This window comes from Phormidesmis sp. 146-20, assembly GCF_052939475.1.
This window is the reverse complement of sequence record NZ_JBJPHT010000046.1, coordinates 1-23508: the sequence shown is the minus strand read 5'-3', so window position 1 is coordinate 23508 and position 23508 is coordinate 1. Positions and strand designations below refer to the sequence as shown.

Below are 23508 nucleotides of genomic sequence, written 5' to 3'. Positions count from 1 at the left end.
ATTGCTGAATCTTGAGCGCTTGAAGCACCCGATCGCTGAGACTCTGGAGATTTCACCCAACCCCCTTAAAAAGCACCGTGTACACGCAAGTTGATCACTACGTTTCAGAATACTTAGGATCGTGAATTGAATAAGATCGATGATTGCCTGGTTGCTTCGCCCCCTAAATCCCCCATTCTGGGAAACTTTGAGAAAGCAGACATTCTAGAATTTGAGGCAGTTTCGCGGTTCAAAGTCCCCCAAATTTGGGGGATTTAGGGGGCAGAAGCCGAATTAAACGGAGCGAAACCGCGAGAATTACAGGTTGTTTAATTCACGATCCTTAGCAATTAATGTTAGCTTCGCAAGAGCCTTCGGAGGGCATCTATGATTCGTGCAGGAAGTCTACTGTTAGTCTCGATCGTGAGGCAGACAGTACTCACCCCTGATTGACTGACAAATCTTTTCCAGTAGGTTGGGTTGAACTCGGTGAAACCCAACGTGAGACAGGGGACTGTTGGGTTTCGCGTTGCTCAACACCAACCTACAAAGAACGGGGGCTTCAGGAGTTTTGTCAGTCAACCAGGTGCTCACCCTATAGTGAGTGATTCCTTTGGAGGAACCAGGCTTGAGCTAGTGGCTTCGGGTGTTTATGTGGTTGCGGCAAGAACGCGGCCGTTTTGCTCTTGGGGTTGCCAGCGGCTCAAATCAGCTATTTTGGCATAGACCATCAATGCTTGAGCCACCACCTGATCCATGTTGTAATACTTGTAGGTCGCTAACCGCCCGACAAAATGTACATTAGGAGTCGCATCAGCCAACGTTTTGTACTGTTTGTAAAGCTCCGCATTCTCAGGACGAGGAACCGGATAGTAAGGATCACCCTCCGCCATCGGAAACTCATACACAATGCTGGTTTTGTTGTGTTCTTGCCCAGTGAGATATTTGAACTCAGTGACTCTGGTGTAGAGGTGTTCGTTGGGGTAGTTGATCACCGCCGCAGGTTGGTGCGTTACTGTATTTAGCGTTTCATGCTTGAAGTTGAGCGATCGATAAGGCAGTTTGCCAAAACGGTAGTCAAAAAATTCATCGATCGGCCCCGTGTAAATCATCTCGCGATAAGGAATCATTTGTTGAATCTCACGATAATCCGTGTTCAACATAACTCTGATGTTGGGATGCACCAGTAGATTTTCAAACATGCGAGTAAAGCCGTGGAGCGGCATCGCTTGATAGGTATCGGTGAAGTAGCGATCGTCTCGATTGGTGCGTGTCGGCACCCTGGCAGTGACTGATTTATCAAGTTCTGACGGATCGATCCCCCACTGTTTGCGCGTGTAGTTGCGGAAGAACTTTTCATACAGTTCTCGTCCAACTTTGCTGACAACCACATCTTCTGAAGTGCGAATATAGTCTTTGGGTTCTGCAACCGATGCAAAAAACTCTTCAACTTCAAAAGAATTTAACTTTAGCCCGTAGAGCTTATTAATCGTATCGAGGTTAATCGGCATCGGCACCAATTGACCATCAACACTGGCCAGCACTCGATGTTCATACCGTCGCCAGTCGGTGAAGTTTGATAAGTACTCAAAGACATCGCGAGAATTTGTATGAAAAATATGGGGGCCATAGCGATGGATCAAAATACCATCATCGTTGTAGTGGTCATAAGCATTACCCGCAATATGAGGGCGACGATCGCAGATCAAAACCTTCTTTCCTAACTGACTGGCTAATCGTTCGGCTAAGACGCTGCCTGCAAATCCGGCTCCGACAATTAAATAATCAAACATTGAAGTTCCTTGTAGGGTTATTGTAATGTCATGTCTTTTGAACCTGTGTCACCTGGACATTAGTTTGAAGTAAAAACCTACTTAATCTAAAGCCTAAATTGCACAAGGCCTTTATTCGTCAAAAGGCTAACCAGGATTAGAAGTCTAATTTGTTTGAGACTGCTTTTGAGTAATCACGGCTGTCATGAGTTGCTTCATACTCATCCAGGTTTTGTCCCAAGAAGTTTGAGCAAGAAAGGCATCCACTTGACCCAGCCAGTTTGAAGTCTGCGAGTCTTGCATGGACTGTTCGATCGCTGCCACAAATCCTTCAACGGTATCAGCCACACGAACCAAACCCAACTCCCCATAGGGACGCACCACATCACGAATCGAAGTCGAAACAACAGGCTTTCCGGCAGCCAGGTATTCTGGAGTTTTGGTCGGGCTGATAAATCGAGTGGACTCGTTGCGGGCAAACGGTAAGAGTGCTACATCCCAGCCTGCAAGATAAGTCGGTAGCTCTGAGTAAACTTTGCTGCCTAGATAATGAATGTTTGAACCAATTGGTAGGCTCTTGGAGTCAATCTTTACCACAGGGCCAATTAAGATTAGCTGCCAATCAGGGCGGGCTGTCGCAATGCCTTCTAAAAGCTCAAGATCCATCCGCTCATCAATTACGCCACAAAATCCCAGTCGAGGATGAGCAATCAGAGCTTGATCTGCGGGATCACTCGTCTCTCTTCTAGCCTGAGCAAAGTGGGGGACATCAATACTACTCGGAAAAGCATGAATATTGGAATGTTGTTGCTGCTTGGCTTCATATAAACTCTGTCCGCCCGCAAACACCAGATCGGCGCGATCGAAGAGTTGTTGTTCAAAGGCTTGTAATGCAGGTGATGCACCCTTAAAGGCAGATAGCTGATCCATACAGTCATAAATGATCGCAAGCGACTCTAAATGATCTGTAAAAGACAGCGCCATTGGGGTGTAATACCAGAGAATCGGAGTCTCTATCGCATACTCTGCAAATAACTCATCAATCAGCGATCGCTGCATCGCGGTTAGCATTTCTTGACCAAGACCTTTGGGCAAATGAGGCACGACCACCCAAACACCACAGTCCTGCTGAGTAATTTTAAGTTGCCAAGTACTACCCGACTCATAGATAGGTTCTTCAACAAAAAACACACAGCATTCTTGAACACATCGACTTAAGAGATGCTGCGGTCGTTGATAAACAAAATTCCAACGTAAATGTGAAAAACAAACGAGAGTTTCTAGTCTAGAAGAATCTGTTTTTGAAGCTGAATAACTTGACTGAAAAGACTGTAGTAAGGCTTCTTTAGAAAGCGTTTTTCCTGTTGATACAATACCCTGTAGATCGTTAATAAATGCCCGATCTGACGTTGACATGGACGTTTATCCTTATCGTTTTAGATCACTGATTGAACCCATGATGAAACTATTCTTTTTAAATAGCGTCTACTGAAAGTAAGATACGAAATGAACAGCTACAAACCAAATAGTTAATATGATTTGTTATAATAAATACAGAATAGGCTGTTACAAAAATGGCTTTCTTTTACTGAGATAGCGGTCAAAATAACTCGCAAAGGGGTTAGTTTAATTCCCTCAGACAAAGAGAATCAGAAATCTCAATATTCCTCAGCAATTATGCTCATTTTCTACAAAATGTTATGTTAAGTTGAATTGCTGCGAAAGGTAACATGTCTAACGAGTTCCTACAGTGGAATGGTGAGCTACCTCTTAAGGAAGAGACGATGAAACTACTTGGAAAGTGTTTGGACGATCGTTGTCCGTCAGATTCTAATGCACTCGCGATGATGAGACAGCTTGAAACAGGCTATCCGCGCCCTCAGCTTCAGCGGGGCAACTGGACGACGCTCAACGGCACCTGGGATTTTGCCTACAATGATGACGAAACCTGGACGACCCCGGCTGATGTCACCGACTGGACACACACGATCGAGGTGCCCTTCTCACCCGAATCAACCCGCAGTGGCATTGGTGATACCGGATTTCACCCTAGCTGCTGGTACAAGCGCGAATTTGATATCACGCGGCGAGGTCGTGAACGAGTCCTACTACATTTTGGCGCAGTAGACTACTCAGCGCGGGTGTGGGTAAATGGTCACTTTGTCGGGTCTCACGAGGGCGGATATACTCCCTTTAGCTTTGATATTACGTCGGTACTACAGGCAGGTGTACAACACATTACCGTCTGGGCCCAAGACGACCCCCATGACCTGGCAAAGCCCAGAGGCAAGCAAGATTGGCAACTCGAACCCCACAGCATCTGGTATCCCCGGACTACTGGAATCTGGCAAACCGTCTGGCTTGAGTCAGTTGCGTCCACTTACCTCGATCGCATTCGCTGGACTCCTGACCTCGAACGCTGGGAAATCGGATTTGAAGGCTCGGTTGCGGGTGAGGTTCTCGACGCATTGCAGCTTCGGGTCAGACTCAGTGTTAACGGGCGATTGTTGGCAAACGATCGCTACGAAATCATTAACCATGACACCCATCGTCGCATCGCGCTCTCTGACCCAGGCATAGACGACTACCGCAACGAATTACTCTGGAGTCCCGAAAAACCAACCTTAATCAATGCTGACATTCAGCTATGGCACGGCGACCAACTGCTTGATGAAGTAAAGTCCTATACGGCGCTACGATCGCTCTCGATTCAACGCGATCGATTGGTGCTCAATGGTCGTCCTTACTATATGCGAATGGTGCTGGATCAGGGCTATTGGGAAGATACCCTGTTGACTCCGCCTTCAGATCAGGCTCTACGTCTCGATGTCGAACTGACCAAGCAGATGGGCTTTAACGGGGTGCGAAAGCATCAAAAGATTGAAGACCCTCGCTTTTTATATTGGGCCGATGCCTTGGGGCTGCTAGTCTGGGAAGAAATGCCCAGTGCTTATCGGTTTACTGGCAAATCTGTCAAGCGCCTGACCGAAGAATGGACACAGGTGATTGAGCGCGATTTTAGCCATCCCTGCATTGTTGCCTGGGTGCCCTTTAACGAATCGTGGGGAGTGCCCAACCTGGTCGAAACAGAAGCCCATCGTCACTGTGTTCAAGCCCTGTACTATTTAACCAAAACGCTCGATCCGACTCGTCCGGTGATTGGTAACGATGGTTGGGAAAGTACCACAACTGACATTCTGGCGATTCATGACTATGATCAAACGCCTCAGCGGTTAGCCAAACGCTATGAGTCGAGTGCAAAACTGCCAGAGTTATTCGATCGCCAACGCCCCGGTGGTCGCATTCTTACCCTCGATCAGTTTCCTCATGAGGGGCAGCCGATTATGCTCACCGAATTTGGCGGTATTGCCTACACCCCGCCTAAAGCGCTCGAAGCTGACAAAGCCTGGGGATATATCCGATCGAGCAATACGACTGATTTGCAGAATCGCTATGATGCCCTGCTGCATGTGGTCAATCGAGTTGAATTATTTAGTGGGTTTTGCTATACGCAGCTAACCGATACCTTTCAGGAGGCAAATGGGCTGCTGTATATTGATCGCACGCCCAAGATTCCCATTGAAGCGATCGCGGCGGCAACTTTAGGTCAAAATTCTCTGATTGATATGACAGCAGAAGAACGCCGACCTAACATCGTTTAGCGCCCCGCCTCAAGGTCTACCGTCTACACACAAGTTGATTGATCTGTCATTGCCGAGAGGCTTCGCCCCCTAAATCCCCCAGTCTGAGGGACTTTGAGAAAGAAAGGCTATTTAGAATGCGAAGAAACTTCTCAGGGCTTGAAAGTCCCTCACTGGTGGGGGATCTAGGGGGCAGAAGCCGATTCAAACGAAGCAATTAACGGCTGGTGTGTACACGGTAGTCCTCCAGGTAGAGGAACACCTACTCTAAGGGTGAGGTTACAAAAATGGAGATTGTCAATAATTGATCACATGAGGAGAGTTTTACAACGCTGATTTGATGTCAACTTGACGGAATGTTTTGGCTTTGGTGTTAAGCGCTTCTGCCCCCTACTCCCCGATTCTGAGGGACTTTCAGACCAGACTTGCGGGTTTAGAGTCCGTTAGTAGTGGGGAAGTTAGAGAGGCTTTTTGGAGCGGCAAGCGAAGCAAAAAAGTCCCTTAATTTGACGTTAATTGAGACTGTCTCTAGCCGTTTGTCTACATTAATCAGAATGGTTAGCAATCAGAATGGTTAGCACAATCGCACTTCACAACAGTTGTAAAAGTTTTCTCGATCGCTGACAACTCCATTTTTGGATTTAATATTCCATGATTAGCAATCGTCCCATTGCCTTGGTTGTGGGTGTTTTTTCTGTTTTGAAATTTCTGGCTGCCTGCACCAACAACACCGCTTCAACGCCCGCCAATAACAACCCATCCGCAGATAACAGTACGCCCGTTGCCCAAAACCAAACGACCACAGACACTTTTAAGGCTGCAAAAGGCTGCAAAAATGTCGGATTATTGCTCCCCGAAACGGACACCTCAACGCGCTGGGAAACCTATGATCGTCCCCTGCTGCAACAGCAAATTACTAAAGAACTGCCGGGTGTTCAGATTCAATACGCCAACGCCAACAATGATGCCGACAATCAGCAAAATCAAGCCGAATCAATGCTGACTCGTGGAGCTTGTATTCTAGTGGTGGGCGCAAAAGATAGTCAAAAAGCAGCCGCGATCGTTCAGTCTGCCAAAAACGCTGGAGTGCCTGTGGTAGCGTACGATCGGTTAATTCAAGATGACGGTCTGGCCTATTACGTCTCGTTTGATAATGTGCGCGTCGGTGAACTGCAAGGACAATACATAATTGACCAGTATCGCAAAGGTGCTTATGGTCTCAAGCGTGGCTCAAATGTAGTTCTGCTCAACGGCTCACAGACCGACAACAATGCGCTGCAATTTCGTCAAGGTGCGCTGAATAAATTAAAGCCGCTGTTTGATAGTAAAGAATTGAATTTGGTCTTTGATCAATACACGCCCAACTGGGATGTCACCAGGGCACAATCGTTGACTGACAGCGTTCTCACTCAGGAAAACAACAACGTCCAGGCGATTTATGCAGCCAGCGATATTCTCTCTACGGGCGCGATCGCAGCCTTACGATCGCAAAATCTCAACGGTAAAGTATTGGTCACCGGACAGGATGCAAATGCTTCTAACATTCAGGCAATCCTCACAGGCGATCAAACGATGACAATCTACAAGCCGATCATTGACATCGCCACCTCAACTGGAAAAGTAGTCGCGGCGTTGAGCAATGGCACCGATCTCAAAGCACTAACAAACGCTGTGACCAAAACAAGCGGAGGAGCCGAAATTCCGTCTGCGTTGTCTAACCCGCAAGTTGTGGACAAATCGAATATCAAAAGTACTGTGATCGCTGATGGATTTCTTAAGGTTGAAGACATTTGTCGAGGACTTCCAGCAGGCGCGGGGGGAGTTTGTCCCTAAGCTGACTTAAGATCATTCAAGAATTCTAGTCGATCGCAATACGATATCTTTGAATTCCCAAAAGTCATTCTACATCAGGCTTCTGACTTTTTAAGCTACCGTGTACACACAAGTCGTTGTCGCTTCGTTTCAGGCGGCTTCAGCCCCCTAAATCCCCCATTCTGGGAGACTTTGACCAAGGAAAGATAAAGGAAAGATTTCCAAAGTTCAAAGTCATGACGACGGCTCAAAGTGCCCCATTTTTGGGGGATTTAGTGGGCGAAGGATCTCAGCAATGATAGATTGATCGACGTGTGTGTACACGCCAGACCTTTGAAGGGGGACTATGGGAAATCTAGCGACTATTCACCGACTAAAATTTTTATTAGCGATCGGCTGGATCTACAACTTTAGAGGGCAGATGTAATGCAGCAAAAATTGCATACTTCAACTGTTTCACCCAACTAAAAGATGTACGCCCAAGAATTGTGTAAGCCAGATGGCCGAAAGCTGACCCTGTACAGCCGATCGCCCATCGATCCCAGCATTCAAGCACCGAGTCCGAGTCACGACCCTGTGGTGGCAAATCCTCATCTGCGCTGGCATCCTCTGCGGGGAGAATGGGTGGCTTATGCAAGTCATCGTCAGGGCCGCACCTTTATGCCGCCGCCAGAATACAATCCCTTAGCCGCCACGACAAATCCACAGTTTCCGACTGAGTTGCCCCAGGGAGACTATGATATTGCGGTGTTTGACAATCGGTTTCCGTCGCTGACAATGCAGGCCCACAATCCACCTCAGTTAATTGTAGATACGCTACCTGCCAATGGTGCTTGTGAAGTTGTAGTCTTTACCCAAAATCCAAATACAACGTTGGGAAATTTAGAACTCGATCATCTCGATTTACTATTGCAAGTTTGGGGCGATCGTACTCGCATTTTGGGCAGTTATCCTCAAATTCAATATGTCCTTCCGTTTGAAAACAAAGGCGTTGAAGTGGGGGTAACGCTGCATCACCCTCATGGGCAGATCTATGCATATCCCGTTGTGCCTTCGGTTCCGGCTCGAATGTGGGACTGTCAAAAAGTGTATTACCAACAGCATCAAAGCGGACTTCTACAAGACTTAATTCAACAAGAGATTCAAGACAATCAGCGTATTGTCTATCAGGATGATTGGGCGATCGCCTGGGTGCCTGTGTGTGCCCGCTACCCCTATGAAGTTTGGCTTGCTCCAATTGAGCCTGTGTCTACATTGGCAGATTTGTCTAAACAACAGCGATCGAGTTTAGCCAGAGCCTTAAAAACTGTGACACTGAAATATGATGGCTTGTGGAACCGTTCTTTTCCCTATTTGATGGCCTGGTTTCAAGCGCCTTTAGATGGAGAAGCTCACCCAGAATTTCATCTACACGCGCAGTTTTATCCCCCTTATCGGACACCCGATCGATTGAAGTATTTGGCGGGGACAGAGCTTGCGGCTGGACTGTTTGCAAACGATGCGCTTCCTGAAGAAAAGGCAAAAGAACTACAGGCGGTCTTAGTTCAATTTTAATGTGTATCACTTTGTGAGGTTGCCCAAAGGAGCTAAGGGATCTACTGATAATTGAACTGACGCTAGTTTTGTTGGCTTGGAACGAAAATTTGTCCAGTTTGTCCGGTTGCTTGATAGCGATCGAGGACTTGCTGGGCGATCGTTTCTCCTTTTCCAGCAGCGACTAGTGCAACACAAGCCCCACCAAATCCGGCTCCTGTCAATCGGGCACCAAACACATCAGGAGTTGTTTGTAATAAATCGACCAGGCTATCTAACGCAGCGACAGAAACCTCATAATCATCGCGCAAGCTGGCATGAGAAGCATTCATCAACTCTCCAAATTGACTGGCTGAAAGAGTTGTCGATCGCGCTTTGAGAACTCGATCGTTTTCAGTAATCACATGTCGCGATCGCTGGCTGAGTAACCCTGGAAGGTGAGCGATCGCTGACAGGTCGGTGACATCTCGCAACGCTTTCACTCCTAGCTGTTTTGCGGCTTCCTCACATTCGGCGCGGCGTTGATTGTAGCCACTGGTCGCCAACTTACGAGGTACTCCACTATCGAGAACAATGATTTCGGCATCTGCGGGAAAGGGAAGTAGCTGTCGATCGAGCGATCGCGTATCCAAAAATAGCATATGTTGCAGGTCTGCCAGACTTGATGCCATTTGATCCATAATGCCGCAAGACACGCCCGCATACTGAATTTCGGCTTGTTGTCCTAGTTGAGCAATCTGAACATCATCGAGATCGAGACCAAGGAGCGATCGCAGCGATCGTAAAGTAGCCACTTCTAAAGCAGCACTGCTGGATAGACCAGACCCGATCGGAACTGAGGAAGTGACGAATACATTCAACGGGGGCACCGAGTAGCCTGCTTTGTTCAACACTTTGAGACAGCCGTAGACATAGCTAGAAAACCCTGTGGGAGTTGGGTCATCAAGGCTGACATCAATCTGTTCTTTAAGCTCAGTCGAGTAGACATGATGGCGATCGTCAGGACTCAAGCCCAGCCAAACAGTTGTCTGTTGAGGAATTGCAGTAGGTAAAACAAATCCGTCATTGTAGTCTGTATGTTCTCCCAATAGATTAACTCGTCCGGGCGCACTTGCCTGAACCTGGGGAGACGCATTAAAAACTTGCTCAAACTTCATGTTGATCGCTCCAACACAACGGGACGCTGCCGCCCCTCAACTTCTACTGTTGGCCATTGTGGATCAGCCGTGAGATTTTCTAAACGACCGTCAGAGTGAATGATAAAGGTATCTTCGATCTTGGCTCCTGGCAAACTCGGATTCCAGGCAACAGCCATCTGTGCAGCCAGTCGATCGTCGGTACTAGGAGTCGCAATCACATCGCGAGACAAATAGCCCGTTGTTCCCCCCTGATGATGTTGGCGAATCGCATCTGGATCGCCTTGTTGATTGTAGGACTGGGCGATCGCTTGATAAACCTGCTTGAGGGGCGTTCCGATTTGAGTCTGATTGAGCGCGATCGCTTCAACTTCAGCTACTTGACGATGTAAGGCTAAATCTATCTGCTCAAAGCAAACAAACCGAGTCAGGTTGGCATACAGCCCCGCTCCTCGCGCACAAAACACTAACATTGCCTGTTGACCGATCGCTTCAGAAGTCGGCACCGGATGACGGTAGAGCGGCGATCGACGTGCGCCAGCAGACAGCGTTAGGGCGGGATGAAGTCCTCGCTTCCAAAGCGCTTGTGCCCCGGCTCCAGCCAGTTGTTGCTCAGTCCAAGTCGGCTCGGCCTGCATCAGAACTTCAGTCATCGCTTCACTGGCCAATCGTCCAATTTGACGATAGCGATCGACTTCACTCGTTAGTAGAATGCGTTTTTGCTGAATTAAACTCAAGGGCAACATAGACTCGCCAGAAATCGGACGATCGCTGATTATCTTGCCATCATCCGTCACGGATTGCACAAACTGCTTGAGTGCGGTTGGATCTGCCCAGGGATAAGTCGCCAAGATGTAGCGATCGCGACCCCAAAGCTCCTCATCCTTAAAGCGGGGTGCCTCAATTTCACTAGTCAAGATCCAGGCAGCGTCAGCCGTCACCAGTACTTCCGCAACTCCGGTTTCTGCGGCTAGTAGCACCGTATGAGTTGCGCCTGCGGTTGCCCACATAAACCAATCTGTCCCCCGTAGCCAAAGTCCAGCCGCTCCTATTTCGTCAAGCGTTGCCCGGATGATTTTTAGCTTGTGGTCAATTTCTGTGGAAACTTGAGATAAATCAGAGCGTAGTTCAGACACAGCTTTGCAAGAATGGTCGCTAGAGTTTATGTACAAACGAATCACACTGAAGCAAGTGTCAGCGATTAAACCAAGACAGTCTTCACCTGTCGATAAGGTTCTCATTCTGACAATTTCTAATTTCAAGAACTTCTCTCTTTAGGTGGAAGAGTGAGTTGTATCAATTTATAATTAATATTCTGGATGTGAACTGCCAGTCTAAAAGTTTGCAAATAAATCTCTATAGAACCCATTTGACATTTCTTGTTGATATACAAGGCGTGTAGGAGAGCCGTTTCAAGCAGATCCTGAATTTAGAAGGAAAATCATTGTTCCGGAACAATGAGGAACATAAAATCCCGAAAAATATCAGCTTTGAAACACATTAAAAGATCCCAAATGGGTTCTATAGCAGTCCTGAACCTTGTGTGAAGATGTTTAAGTGATGATTTATTAGCCCTTAGTAATTGACGACTAACCCTGGTGGCAGCGTCCTCGGATTCAGGTGGAGGATGAGAATTACCGAGCGATCGTGGGATGATGAAGGGAAATACTGCCAGTAGACTGTAGCGTGACCAACCCTTTTCATCTTTATCTACCTGATGTTGACCAATGCCCGATCGTGGCTAATCTGCCTCATAGTGGTTTGATAGTTCCCGATGCGATGGTGCAGACGCTCAATGAGTCCTATCAGCACTATCTTCCCCATCAAGATTGGCACCTAGACAAGCTCTATGATTTTTTGTCTGATTTAGGAATTACCGTTCTAGTCGCGACCCACAGCCGCTATGTCGTTGACCTCAATCGATCGGCTCAAGAGCCATTATTTGGCAGCTTTTGGCAATCCGCAATTCCTGAGAAAACTGCGTTTGGTGCGCCACTCTATCAGACTGCTCCTTCTCAAGAAGCGGTGACAAGCCGAATGGATCAGTTTTACTACCCCTATCATCATCAGCTAGAAGCTTTACTCACTCAGAAGATCGATCGCTTTGGTCGAGTTTATCTACTAGATCTACACAGTTTTTTGGGGCCGATCGTCGATGATGTGTGTTTGGGCAATGTCAATGGAAAAAGTTGCTCTGAGTTTTTGATCTCAACCGTCGAGTCTGAGTTTTCTACACAGAGCTATCAGGTGGTTCGTAATAAAGTTTTTAATGGGGGATATATCACCAGACATTACGGGCTGCACCCTCAAGTCGAAGCGCTACAGATTGAGATTCGCTACCCCATCTACTTGCAGTCGAGTCAGCTAGAGCAGGACAATACACCCGATTGGGATGTGCCAGAGTTTCATCAAGCAAAACCTAAATTCAAAGCCATCTTTAGCAGGATCGTAGCGCTATTATCCTAACGAAGGATTTCATATAACTCCCGCTAACTATGTAGATGCTGCTTTGCCCAAAGAGCCGCTTGGACACGATCGCGAACTTCTAGCTGGCTTATAGTTCGAGTGATTGCTTGGTCGAGATGAGTCAGTGCGATCGTGATTTCCGACAAAAAAGCCTTACTTGCTTCGGTTAACTTGATCGGGCACTTGCTGCGATCGAATAGCTTGACTTCATAGGCTTTTTTAGGGTCGCTCAACAGGTCTTCCAAGGCTTAAATTCTCAAACTTAGCGGTGGCTGCTTGATCCCCAACTGACTGGCTGCCTGAAGTTATGACCTGACTGGACAACTGCTATAGAGTAGCAAATTTGCCGAAGCTCAAAGTAACTGAGAGACTAAAAATTCACAACCCATCTCCAAACTATAGGATTGCTATACCATTTATCTAATAGGTCGATGTGAGCCTTCTACAAAGCAATGATAGACACTAACCTGGGATTGAATCAGCAGACAACTCAACGCTGGCAGTTTTGGATCGATCGCGGCGGCACCTTCACCGATATTGTTGCTCAACGTCCAGACGGTAAAATTGTCGTTCACAAGCTGCTTTCTGAGAATCCCGATCGCTATCCAGATGCTCCTATTCAAGGGATTCGCGATGTGATGGGCATTGCTTCAGATTGTCCCATTCCTGCCGAGCAGATTGCAGTCGTAAAAATGGGAACCACAGTCGCCACAAATGCTTTGCTAGAGCGAAAGGGCGATCGAACCGTGCTGCTGATCACCAGAGGATTTCGGGATGCGCTGAAGATTGGCTATCAAAATCGTCCTAATATCTTTGCTCGTCATATTGTTTTACCCACTTCACTCTACGAACAAGTGATAGAAGTTGAGGAACGGTATAGCGCTCAAGGAGAAGAGCTAGTTTCCGTCCACATAGAACGTTTAGTTGAAGCACTGCGATCGGCGTATGAATCCGGTATTCGATCTTGTGCAATTGCCTTTCTGCATGGCTATCGCTACCCTGATCATGAACAACAGGTGGCTGAAATCGCACGAGCGATCGGCTTTACTCAAGTTTCAGTTTCCCACCAGGTGAGTCCGTTGATGAAGCTAATTAGCCGGGGTGATACAACGGTGGTTGATGCCTATCTTTCTCCCATTTTGCGGCGCTATGTCGATTCGCTTTGCGAAACCCTGAAAGGTCGTGTTGCCGCCGAGTTGACTTCATCAGACCAGTCTACTTGCAAGCTGATGTTTATGCAGTCAAATGGTGGGCTGACGGACGCTCAACGATTTCAGGGCAAAGACAGCATTCTATCAGGGCCAGCCGGAGGCATTGTCGGAGCCGTCAAAACAAGTGCGATCGCGGGATTTGGTCAGATCATTGGCTTTGATATGGGCGGCACTTCTACCGACGTTTCTCACTTTAATGGGCAGTATGAGCGCACCTTTGAAACTGAGGTTGCAGGAGTTCGATTGCGGGCACCGATGATGTCAATTCACACGGTTGCGGCGGGAGGTGGTTCGATTCTCACGTTTGATGGTTCTCGCTATCGAGTTGGGCCACAGTCGGCGGGCGCTTTTCCTGGCCCAGCTTGCTATCGGCGCGGCGGGCCGTTGACGGTAACGGATTGTAATGTGTTAGTCGGCAAACTACAAGCAGGCTTCTTTCCAGCCGTGTTTGGTGTTGAGGGAACCCGATCGCTGGATGTAGAAGTCGTGCATCAGAAGTTTGCAGAACTAGCTAGTAAAATCAGCGAGACAACAGAAATTCGGACTCCAGAAGAGGTCGCAGACGGCTTTTTAGCAATCGCGATCGACAAGATGGCTAATGCAATCAAAAAAATCTCCGTTCAGCGCGGCTACGACATTACAGACTATACACTCTGCTGCTTTGGGGGTGCAGGAGGACAACATGCCTGCCTGATTGCTGAAGCATTGGGAATGTCTCAGATTTTCCTTCATCCTTATGCGGGCGTTCTCTCGGCTTATGGCATTGGGTTAGCTGACCTGCGATCGCTCAAAGAGCAAGCCATCGAAGCTCCCTTAACCACAGCGTCCCAACTCAACCAGGTACTTGATGCACTAGCGATCGCGGGGCAGGCTGAAATTCTGGCTCAAGGAGTAGAAGCCGATCGCATTCAAGTTTTATCTAGTGTACATTTGCGCTATGAAGGGACGGATTCCGCTCTGGTTGTTCCATTCGGCACGCTGGAGGAGATGCGATCGCAATTTGAGCAAGCCTACAAACAACGCTATGGTTTCACCATGCAGAACAAAGCGTTAATCGTGGAGGCAGCTTCGATTGAAGCCATTGGACAAGCTTACAGTCCCACCAGTGCTCCGATCACAGCAAGCTCTAATCGAACCGTTCTAGAAGCCATTGAGGTTGCCCAAATCTACACCAAAGGCAAGTGGCATGATGCCCCAATCTACCAGCGCAGTGACTTAAAAACAGGCGATCGTATTTCAGGAGCCGCTCTGATTATCGAACCTACTGGAACGAATGTCGTTGAGCCGGGATGGATTGCAGAAGTCACCGATCGCAGTGATCTAGTACTCACGAAAACCCAAGTAGAACAGCCTACTCGACACCATTCTGTCCAAGCTAACCCTGATCCCGTATTGCTGGAGATTTTTAATAATCTGGTGAGAGCGATCGCCGAAGAAATGGGCATTACCCTGCAAAATACAAGTTACTCAGTCAACATCAAAGAGCGACTTGACTTCTCTTGCGCTATCTTTGATCAACACGGGCAGCTAGTTGCCAATGCTCCTCATATTCCGGTACACCTGGGTTCGATGAGTGAGAGCATTCATAGTTTAATTCGCTCAAAGGGCAATACCCTCAAGCCTGGGGATGTTTATGTTTCTAATAACCCCTACAACGGTGGGACTCATTTACCTGACATCACGGTTATTACACCTGTGTTCTCAGAAGTCGATCGCACTCATCCACTGTTTTATGTTGCGTCACGGGGACATCACGCCGACATTGGGGGCATTACACCCGGATCGATGCCGCCTCACAGTACTTCAGTGGAGCAAGAAGGGGTCTTGATTGATAACTTTCAACTCGTCGATCGCGGACAATTTCGTGAACTAGAACTGCGACAACTGCTGACTTCTGGAGCTTACCCAGTTCGCAATCCCAATCAAAATGTTGCTGATCTACAAGCCCAAATTGCAGCCAATGAGCAAGGTGTTAAAGAACTTTTACAAATGGTGCAGCACTATGGGTTAGAGACAGCGCAAGCCTACATGCAGCATGTTCAAGACAACGCTGAAGAGTCGGTGCGGCAGGTGATTGCGGTTTTGCAGGACAGTCAATTTACTTACCCATTGGATGATGGTAGTCAGATTCAAGTCAAGATTTCGATTAATAAAAGCGATCGCGCTGCTCAAGTTGATTTTACAGGCACCTCTCCCCAACAATCGACAAACTTAAATGCACCATTTGCTATCTGTAAAGCGGTTGTTCTCTATGTCTTCCGCACGCTACTAGACGATGATATTCCCCTTAATGCAGGCTGCTTGAAACCATTAGAGATCATTGTTCCGCAGGGCTGTCTGCTCAATCCTAACTATCCTGCTGCTGTGGTTGCAGGCAATGTCGAAACGTCTCAAGCGATCGCGAATGCATTGTATTGTGCGATCGGCGTGATGGCAGCTTCTCAAGGCACGATGAACAATTTCACCTTTGGCAATGAGCAATACCAGTACTACGAGACAATCTGTGGGGGATCTGGAGCCGGGCCAACCTTTAACGGGACAGATGCCGTGCAGACCCATATGACTAACTCGCGCCTCACCGACCCAGAAGTGTTGGAATGGCGATTTCCGGTGCGGGTCGAGGAGTTTGCGATTCGAGCTAATAGCGGCGGACAAGGACAACATCAGGGCGGTAATGGTGTGATTCGTCAGATTCAGTTTCGCGCAGCCATGACCGCAGCAATTCTATCTGGACATCGGATTGTTCCTCCGTTTGGTCTAAATGGCGGCGAGCCTGGTGCAGTCGGTCGAAACTGGGTAAAACGCAGCAATGGTGAGATTGAACAGTTGGCTAGTAGAGCCGAAGTTAAGATGCAGCCAGGGGATGTATTTGTGATCGAAACACCCGGCGGCGGCGGCTTTGGTCAACCATAGCGATCGCGTGAAGATGCACTACTTCGTTACGATCGTCAATCTGCGACTGTTCCCCTAATAACTTGAACTATGCATAGGGTGCGTTTCGCGTGGCCCAACACACCCTATGCAAGGGTCGGTTTTATTAAATCAATCCCAAGAACAACTAATAGCCCGATGTTTGAGGATTCTTACACCTGATTTAGGACTGCTATACTTGCCTGCGAACAAAGAAAAAATACTGTTACTTTCAACACCCTTCTGTCTGAATGTGTATGTTAGAAAGATAAACAATGTTTACCAAAACGAATGTCTAGTTTTTGCTGGTAGAAGCTTGTTAAGTCATCTAATGAGTTAGGTTTTAATAGGTCACTAAGTTGGACGCAGGTTAATTCTCTACTGTACCAGCATCATAGAATGGCAGCCTGGGAGAGTCTAAGTAGCAGCATAGTTCTGTTACCGTTCTCCTGGGCTTTATGATTTGAGATTTTTTAGCATCACCCTCTCGACCTTAAATTATGACTCGCACCGCTTCCCAACAATCAACCACGATCGACGCTCAATATTTTCTGCAGCAAGACAAACCTGCTTGGAATGCGATCGCCTTTCTCTACACCTTTGGCGGCTACGCTGGAGGAATTGCGCTAATGTTACAAAACAATGGTTGGCTTAATGCACTAGGTGTTTTGCTGTTGACCCATAGCCTGATGATTTCTGCCTATCTTGCCCATGAGTTGATGCACGGCACGATTTTTGACAGTCGAAAATGGAATGCGATCGCAGGTGACCTGGTGCTGTGGCTCAATGGGGGATGTTATGCCCGTTTTCAAGATTTGACCAGGCTGCATATTGCTCACCACGTCGATCGCGTTGATTTCTGTCGATTTGATTTAGCCTCGTTTTTGAATCGTCTGCCCGCATTCGTGCGCGCAACCCTTTTGGCGTTGGAGTGGGTGTATATTCCTGCATTAGCGTTTTTGTCACGGTTTCGATCAATTTCTGCTCCGTTTCGAGTATCCGATCGTAAAGATGAACGAGTCAGAGTTCTGATCATTTTAGCGATTCGAGCTACATTGTTTACAGTGTTGGGGCTAGTATCTCTCAAAGCACTGCTGCTGTACTTCGTCGCCTATGTTGGCATGATCACAGGACTGCGATTTGTAGATGCGTTTCAGCATACCTATGAGGTGTTTCCGATTGGCACCTCGATTCCTAAGCGCGATCGGGCCCACGAACAAGCGAATACCTTCTCAAATCTAGTTTCCCAACGTTACGAATGGCTAAATTTACTGTTGCTCAATTTTGGCTACCACAATGCTCACCATGAGTTGATGAAATGTCCCTGGCATCGTCTCCCCGAACTCGACCGCACTCTCTTTTCGGGCAAAGAAGCGCACTACGTCACCTTGCCACAGCTATTAGTAAACTATCATCGCTTTCGCATTCAGCGCATTTTTAGGGGACAGGGAAGTGCGATCGACGAACAAGGAAACCCCAACCTGGAAAGATTTTACGGCGGCATCGAAGTTTCGTTTTTAGTGCTACCGTCCTAATGTTGAGCAGGATAAAGCTTCAACCAGATACTCAGAAGAGGAGCCACAATGAACCCCGAATTTCCATCCAGTCGAATGACTCGTCGCCAAGCGCTTTGGTTTGCTACGGGTGCGATCGCTAGTGTAAGTTTACACGCCTGCTCCCAAGCATCCACCTCCACAACACCCCCCTCAGCCAGCAATTCTATAAGCAGCATTGCGATGGGCACAACGACCTGGATTGGGAACGCCCCCCTGCACATTGGACTAGAGAAAGGCTTCTTCAAAGATCTCGGACTCGATCTCAAGCTACAGGTATTTGAAACAGTGGCGGCCGGGTTTCCAGCCTTTCTATCTGGCAAATTAGAGGGGCTATCTCCAGTCACCTCAGAAGCCGTTGCACTAGCCGCAAAAGGCAGCGATTTTAAGATTGTGCTGGTTGAGGATACGTCTATTGGAGCAGATGTGATTATGGCCCGCAACAATATCGCCAGCGTTCAGGATTTTAGAGGCAAAAAGATTGGTGCAGAGATTGGCGGGATTGGTCATTTCTTTGTGCTGCAAGTGTTGGCAGAGGCGGGGCTAACTGAAAAAGATGTGACATTTGTCAATACACCCCCGGATGCTGCGGCCGCTGCGTTTCAGAAGGGTGCGTTAGAGATTGCTTACTCTTATTCTCCATTTAGCGATCAGGCGTTAAAGGCGCAGAAAGACGGGCGAATTATCTATAGCTTCAAACAAATGCCAACGGCGATCGCTGACTTATACATTTTCCCGACTCAGTTTATTCAATCCAATCCCAAAGCGGTAGCAGCCTTTGTAGAAGGTCACTTTAAGTCACTGGAGTTTCTCAAGACCAATCCCAAAGAAGCGCTGGCGATCGCTGCAAAACCTCTCAATATTACGCCTGATGAACTTGCTCAACAGCTTCAAGGCATTCAAATTCCCGATCTAGCCACTAACATTGAAATGCTAGGCAATTCTAATAGCCAAGTTTCTTTATTAAAGCCATTGAACTATCTTACTACATTCCTTAAGTCTCAGAACAAAGTTCCGACGGCTCCTGATATGTCAAAGTTTATTGATCCTCAGTTCGTCACAGCATTAAAAAAGCCTAAATGAGTTCTAGTCTACTAGTTCAAACTCGCCACCATCCCTATATGATCGACCTCGATCACACTGCTTTATTGGTGATCGATCTACAAAACGACTTCTGTCACGCCGATGGGTTTTGTAGTAGTCATCTAGGGGCTGATCTTTCAATGGTTCGTGTGATTATTCCTAAAATACAATCCATCATTGATTGGGCGAGAACCTATGGACTGTTGGTGATCTACACCAGAGAGAGCCACAAGCCCGACTTGTCGGATGCGACTGCTTGCAAACAATTACGCTACCAAAATGCAGGCTACCCGATCGGGACACCCGGAAAAATGGGACGGTTTCTAATTCAAGGCGATCGGATCTGTGACTTGATTGACGAACTACAGCCCCTAGACACAGAGCTACAAATCGATAAGCCTGCTCAATCTGCCTTTATTGGCACAAATCTTGAAGCAGTTCTGCGTCAGCGTGGCATTACTCATCTGCTGTTTACGGGCGTTACGACAGAATGCTGTGTGTTAGGTAGCTATCGACAAGCCAGCGATCTAGGATTCTATAGCTTATTGCTAGAAGATTGCTGTGCTGCATACAGTTTTCAAGAACACCAGGCAGCGATCGACGTATTACTCGCAGAAAATGGCGCGATCGGGTGGGTGACATCTTCTGATCAATAGATGTATCCAGAAATTAAATTGCGTTAAAAAAAGAGGGTAAAACGAAGTTTTCGTCGCCTATCCCTCCATGAAAAAACTACTTGATTATATCCAGATTCACCCCCAAAAAACTCAATCGTTGCTAGGCATCAGTTTTGAGGATTTCCAACCATTGAACGAACAGGTCAAACAAGCTCAGGCTGAAAATCAAGCCCAACTGGACGCAAAAAAAGTGCGGGTGAACGCCAAGGGAGCAGGACGACCCGTGCAACTGAGCCTGTACGAAACAATGGGATTGTGTCTGTTCTATCTGCGGCACGATCCCACGTTTGAAGTGTTGGGGATGCTGTTCGAGGTCTCAAAAAGTGAAGCGCATCAGACGTTCCACGAGGGACTGAAACTTCTGCGACAGGTATTGCCCGCCCGTTTGTTCGAGGAGTATGGGCACGATCCCTATTTGTGGTCGGTGGTGCAGGAATTATTGCAAGCGGAAGTGCTGCTGTGTGACAGCACAGAACAAGCCAGAGAACGTCCAGGTGACGACGCTGCCCAGAAAATCTGTGACTCAGGTAAAAAGCAACAGCACACGCAAAAAACCGGAGTGCTCGGCACCGCAGACGGACAAGCGCTTGTCGATGTGATGGCAGGAGTGCCAGAACCCGCTGCTGATATCCAGCTTTTGCGGCAACACCAAGAGCGCCTCGATCAATAGTCCGGACAGTTTTTTGAACGACTCCAAAAGGCTTTCAGGAAGTACAGTTCCAGCATTGAGCTATTTTTCAAAGTTGGCTCTATTCCTGACTTTGAAAATAAGATCCTGTCCCACGAGCGAATCAGGGTTTGAACCTGAAAATCTGCTCAAAATTTGTCCGAAGTATTGCTCGATCACACCCAGCGATATCGAGGAGATAAAGCCTATCAAGGAGCCGATTGCACCACAACCCCCCACAAAAAGCCGAGAAACCGAGAACTCACGGAAGCCCAACGTGCAGAAAACCAGGTAATTTCGGGTCAGCACATCTTCATCGAACCCCTGATTCGTCGCTTAAAGGTCTTTCGGATTCTCACCCATCGGTTTCGCCTTAATTCGCAGCGCTATGAAGCAGTAATGTTGACCATTTGTGGGCTGGTGAGATTGCGATTAGGCAGGCTTGATTTCACGAATTACGACTTTTGAAATCAGGAGAAAGCTGATGATTTAAGCCACGCGATGTTGAACAATGGTTTCTGTTAGAAACTGCCTCAACCCGTGATGCTATCGTTCTGGAACAATCCTAGTGAAATGACCTCAAACCCAGGAGTAGTCCCGCTTGTAAATTCTCGGAAAGGTCTAATGCTGAGGGCGATGAGAGGGTCTAGTGTGAGCATCGGATTTAATGCAACAATGCGCTGTGGTACAAATGGAATACAGGTTTTACCAAATACATGCTGAATCATTCGACACTCAGAAGTAGGTGTCAACGAAGCATTGGTTTTTTGGGTAATAGGTTGGTAGCAAGCTGTAATTAGAAAGAAAGAAAAAACCATTAGAAAAAATGGCTTTGCGAATTGATATTTCAGATTTTTCATCACCAAACTCTTGTGATTATCAACCATGAATTTGCTGGATACAGCCAACCAGGTGCAGTTTTTCCATGCCTTAAGTACTATAGGACTTACTACAGATTAACTGTACCCCTTGAATTCTAGCTAATAGTATTAGTTAGAAAGTCAAACTGATAGAGCCAGTGATAGTAAATGGTCTACCTCTTTCAATTAAACTATCACCGTTAGCAAAGTCACTATAATCTAAATCAAAGAGATTCCGAACATTGATCGCCGCCCTAAACCTATCTCGGTTATAGTAGAGAGATGCATCGGTTCGTAGATAATCCCGCAATTGAAACGAGTTCGCTGAATCACCTTGTCGCTCACCAACATAAAATAGTCCTGCGCCAAATCCTAAGCCTTTCAAGCTACCTTCTTGAATTTCATAAGTTGTCCAAAGGCTTGCTTGATTTAGTGGCACATTGCCTAATCGGTTGCCGACAGGAATACTATTATCTTGAGTGACTCTTGCATCGGTATGAGCATAGGAAGCGATGACTTTCCAACCAGGCAGTATTTCACCAACAATATCTAACTCAATTCCTCGACTTCTTGCTTTTCCGGTTTGAACGGAGAAACCTTCCGCAGCTAATACGGGGTCAGAATTAGGTGTCAAGATGTTTGACTGCGTGATCTGATATGCAGCTAATGTCGCCGAAAGCTTACCATCTAAAAGGTTCGTTTTAACCCCTACTTCGTATTGAATTCCTCTAGTAGGCTTGAGAGGCTCATCACCAGGGTTAAACGCATTAGTCGGTTTAAAGGACTGACTGTAGCTAGCGTAGAGCGAGATTTCTTTGCTAGGTTGATAGACTAAACCAATGCGAGGGCTAAAGGCGCTGTCTCGCGCTACTGGTTCATCTACTGTATTTCCTGCTGTGCCAAAGTCTAGTATCTGAAAATCATACGTTGTCCAGTCATAAGACCGCCTATTAGCAATTTCAGGTTATCGCTTAAAGTCATTTGATCCTGAAGATAAACTCCATAACTTAAGGTCTTCAAGTCAAATTTGCGCCAAGGAACAAAGTCAAGAGATGGAATATTGTAATTAGGATTGAGAATATCAAAATCGGGTACAGGTGTTGAACTACGAAATCCTGTAAGCGGACTATGGAGGTAGTTAATATCAAAACCTGCTAAAATTTGGTGCGAAACTGAGCCAGTATTAAATTTGCCTAACAAATCAATTTGCCCAAAATAGTTGTCATACCTGTATTGCTGATCGGGGGCGCGGAAACCTGGTATGATGCGATCATCTACTGGAGGCAAAAAAAGTGCAGACCGCCCATCTCTATATATGTTGTTTAGAGATATAGCAATATTATTGCGAATTTGCCAATTATCATTAAATCTGTGATTTAGGATATAGCCAAATCTGTTTGTAGTAGCACCGAGTTCAGAGAGTCCAGGATACCCAACATAAAGATTTCGAGGTTGTAATCTACCATCACTGAGTCGGAAAGCTGGAACAGGTCGAGAATCTTCAGTGAGTCCAATATACTCATAGTATAAGTCTAGGTCAGTTTGATCACTTAATCTAAATTTAATTGAAGGGGCGATAGTAGTTCGCTCAATGTTTACAAAATCTTGGAAAGTACCCGTATTTTGATAGCTGGCAATAAAGCGGTAAAGCACATTGCGATCAGCCGTTAGTGGACCTGATAAGTCAATACTGGGTTGGTAGAATCCATAGTTACCTGCTTCAAATGCAAGGCTGTAATAAGGTGCATTCAGGGGTTTCTTGGTTACTGTGTTAATGATTCCACCAGGTTCTAAAGCACCGAACAAAACTGATGCTGGACCTTTGACTACTTCTACTTGTTCAATTGTGCCAATGGCTGCTAGAGAGTAGAAATCAACATCTCGAAAGCCGTTTCGGAAAATTCCTGAGTCAAATGATGTGAAGCCTCTGATAATCTGGGTTCCTTGCAAACCAAATATGCTTTGACCTGCTGAAACTCCACTGACTGTCTCTACTGCTTCCGTTAGGGTTCTCACATTCCGATCGCGCAACACTTCCTGCGGCACAACCTGAATCGACTGCGGAATATCCCGAATCGGGGTATCCGTCCTCGTCGTCGTACTCGCATTCGGCACTCGATACCCTCTCGCTCCCTCCCCCGTCACCGTAATCTGGCGTTGCTGAACAAAGGGATGAATCAAGTGAGTACGGGTATTGACCAATACTTT

The 23508-nt window shown here is 47.0% G+C and carries 18 protein-coding genes; 10 read left to right on the top strand and 8 right to left on the bottom strand.

The features are described 5' to 3' along the window. Positions 1-629: 629 nt before the first annotated feature. Both glf and ACKFKH_RS26005 read right to left on the bottom strand, forming a co-directional pair. Positions 630-1772 carry a UDP-galactopyranose mutase gene (glf, locus tag ACKFKH_RS26010; protein WP_446861250.1) on the bottom strand — a complete coding sequence of 381 codons (1143 nt, stop codon included), beginning with the start codon at positions 1770-1772 and terminating at the stop codon, positions 630-632. Positions 1773-1916: 144 nt separating this feature from the next. Then, positions 1917-2942: a glycosyltransferase gene (locus tag ACKFKH_RS26005; protein ID WP_446861249.1), complete on the bottom strand. Its 1026-nt coding sequence runs from the start codon at positions 2940-2942 to the stop codon at positions 1917-1919. Between the two features lie 593 nt (positions 2943-3535). On the opposite strand from ACKFKH_RS26005, the gene ACKFKH_RS26000 reads away from it, so the two are divergent. From ACKFKH_RS26000 to galT, 3 genes are all read left to right on the top strand, one after another. After that, positions 3536-5413 (top strand): glycoside hydrolase family 2 protein, encoded by a 1878-nt coding sequence (locus tag ACKFKH_RS26000; RefSeq protein WP_446861248.1) that lies wholly within the window; start codon positions 3536-3538, stop codon positions 5411-5413. A gap of 630 nt (positions 5414-6043) precedes the next feature. Beyond that, a complete protein-coding gene (locus tag ACKFKH_RS25995) occupies positions 6044-7225 on the top strand; it encodes a sugar ABC transporter substrate-binding protein (protein ID WP_446861247.1) in 1182 nt (393 codons plus the stop codon). 450 nt (positions 7226-7675) lie between these two features. Further along, positions 7676-8758, top strand: a complete 1083-nt coding sequence (gene galT / locus ACKFKH_RS25990; RefSeq protein WP_446861246.1) for a galactose-1-phosphate uridylyltransferase — start codon at positions 7676-7678, stop codon at positions 8756-8758. A 62-nt stretch (positions 8759-8820) separates the two neighbouring features. Here the strand turns inward: galT and galK are convergent, their stop codons facing one another. Further along, positions 8821-9894 carry a galactokinase gene (gene galK / locus ACKFKH_RS25985; protein WP_446861245.1) on the bottom strand — a complete coding sequence of 358 codons (1074 nt, stop codon included), beginning with the start codon at positions 9892-9894 and terminating at the stop codon, positions 8821-8823. Further along, positions 9891-11009: a M24 family metallopeptidase gene (locus ACKFKH_RS25980; RefSeq protein ID WP_446861244.1), complete on the bottom strand. Its 1119-nt coding sequence runs from the start codon at positions 11007-11009 to the stop codon at positions 9891-9893. The genes galK and ACKFKH_RS25980 overlap by 4 nt, the downstream gene beginning before the upstream one ends. Before the next feature lie 550 nt (positions 11010-11559). On the opposite strand from ACKFKH_RS25980, the gene ACKFKH_RS25975 reads away from it, so the two are divergent. After that, entirely contained in the window at positions 11560-12339 is a 780-nt protein-coding gene (locus tag ACKFKH_RS25975) for an N-formylglutamate amidohydrolase (protein ID WP_446861243.1), read from the top strand. Positions 12340-12362: 23 nt separating this feature from the next. On the opposite strand, the gene ACKFKH_RS25970 is transcribed toward ACKFKH_RS25975, so the two are convergent. Continuing rightward, positions 12363-12584, bottom strand: a complete 222-nt coding sequence (locus ACKFKH_RS25970; protein WP_446861242.1) for a hypothetical protein — start codon at positions 12582-12584, stop codon at positions 12363-12365. 207 nt (positions 12585-12791) lie between these two features. On the opposite strand from ACKFKH_RS25970, the gene ACKFKH_RS25965 reads away from it, so the two are divergent. The 6 genes from ACKFKH_RS25965 (at position 12792) to ACKFKH_RS25940 (ending at position 20908) form a co-directional block, all read left to right on the top strand. Continuing rightward, the gene (locus ACKFKH_RS25965; protein WP_446861241.1) at positions 12792-16463 is read left to right on the top strand and encodes a hydantoinase B/oxoprolinase family protein; all 3672 of its coding nucleotides are present in this window, start codon (positions 12792-12794) and stop codon (positions 16461-16463) included. A 497-nt stretch (positions 16464-16960) separates the two neighbouring features. Next, positions 16961-17995: a fatty acid desaturase family protein gene (locus tag ACKFKH_RS25960; RefSeq protein ID WP_446861240.1), complete on the top strand. Its 1035-nt coding sequence runs from the start codon at positions 16961-16963 to the stop codon at positions 17993-17995. 48 nt (positions 17996-18043) lie between these two features. Then, entirely contained in the window at positions 18044-19096 is a 1053-nt protein-coding gene (locus ACKFKH_RS25955; protein WP_446861239.1) for an ABC transporter substrate-binding protein, read from the top strand. Beyond that, positions 19093-19752 carry a cysteine hydrolase family protein gene (locus ACKFKH_RS25950; RefSeq protein WP_446861238.1) on the top strand — a complete coding sequence of 220 codons (660 nt, stop codon included), beginning with the start codon at positions 19093-19095 and terminating at the stop codon, positions 19750-19752. The genes ACKFKH_RS25955 and ACKFKH_RS25950 overlap by 4 nt, the downstream gene beginning before the upstream one ends. Positions 19753-19819: 67 nt before the next feature. Further along, on the top strand, positions 19820-20443 hold the full coding sequence (locus ACKFKH_RS25945) for a transposase family protein (RefSeq protein WP_446861237.1): 624 nt from the start codon (positions 19820-19822) through the stop codon (positions 20441-20443). Positions 20444-20596: 153 nt separating this feature from the next. Beyond that, on the top strand, positions 20597-20908 hold the full coding sequence (locus ACKFKH_RS25940) for a transposase family protein (protein WP_446861236.1): 312 nt from the start codon (positions 20597-20599) through the stop codon (positions 20906-20908). 65 nt (positions 20909-20973) lie between these two features. Here ACKFKH_RS25940 and ACKFKH_RS25935 read toward each other — a convergent pair whose 3' ends face one another. From ACKFKH_RS25935 to ACKFKH_RS25925, 3 genes are all read right to left on the bottom strand, one after another. Next, positions 20974-21300 carry a hypothetical protein gene (locus tag ACKFKH_RS25935; protein ID WP_446861235.1) on the bottom strand — a complete coding sequence of 109 codons (327 nt, stop codon included), beginning with the start codon at positions 21298-21300 and terminating at the stop codon, positions 20974-20976. A gap of 133 nt (positions 21301-21433) precedes the next feature. Next, entirely contained in the window at positions 21434-22213 is a 780-nt protein-coding gene (locus ACKFKH_RS25930; protein ID WP_446861282.1) for a TonB-dependent siderophore receptor, read from the bottom strand. Next, positions 22207-23508 (bottom strand): TonB-dependent siderophore receptor (locus ACKFKH_RS25925; RefSeq protein WP_446861234.1); only part of this gene is annotated, 1302 nt, incomplete at its 5' end. The genes ACKFKH_RS25925 and ACKFKH_RS25930, both read right to left, overlap by 7 nt.

Bases quoted from the DNA above. Each gene is read 5' to 3' on its own strand.
- ACKFKH_RS25960 (WP_446861240.1), top strand. From the start codon at position 16,961: ATGACTCGCACCGCTTCCCAACAATCAACCACGATCGACGCTCAATAT.
- ACKFKH_RS25995 (WP_446861247.1), top strand. From the start codon at position 6,044: ATGATTAGCAATCGTCCCATTGCCTTGGTTGTGGGTGTTTTTTCTGTT.
- galT (WP_446861246.1), top strand. From the start codon at position 7,676: ATGTACGCCCAAGAATTGTGTAAGCCAGATGGCCGAAAGCTGACCCTG.
- glf (WP_446861250.1), bottom strand. From the start codon at position 1,772: ATGTTTGATTATTTAATTGTCGGAGCCGGATTTGCAGGCAGCGTCTTA.
- ACKFKH_RS25950 (WP_446861238.1), top strand. From the start codon at position 19,093: ATGAGTTCTAGTCTACTAGTTCAAACTCGCCACCATCCCTATATGATC.
- ACKFKH_RS25965 (WP_446861241.1), top strand. From the start codon at position 12,792: ATGATAGACACTAACCTGGGATTGAATCAGCAGACAACTCAACGCTGG.
- ACKFKH_RS25945 (WP_446861237.1), top strand. From the start codon at position 19,820: ATGAAAAAACTACTTGATTATATCCAGATTCACCCCCAAAAAACTCAA.
- ACKFKH_RS25935 (WP_446861235.1), bottom strand. From the start codon at position 21,300: ATGAAAAATCTGAAATATCAATTCGCAAAGCCATTTTTTCTAATGGTT.
- galK (WP_446861245.1), bottom strand. From the start codon at position 9,894: ATGAAGTTTGAGCAAGTTTTTAATGCGTCTCCCCAGGTTCAGGCAAGT.
- ACKFKH_RS26000 (WP_446861248.1), top strand. From the start codon at position 3,536: ATGAAACTACTTGGAAAGTGTTTGGACGATCGTTGTCCGTCAGATTCT.
- ACKFKH_RS25955 (WP_446861239.1), top strand. From the start codon at position 18,044: ATGAACCCCGAATTTCCATCCAGTCGAATGACTCGTCGCCAAGCGCTT.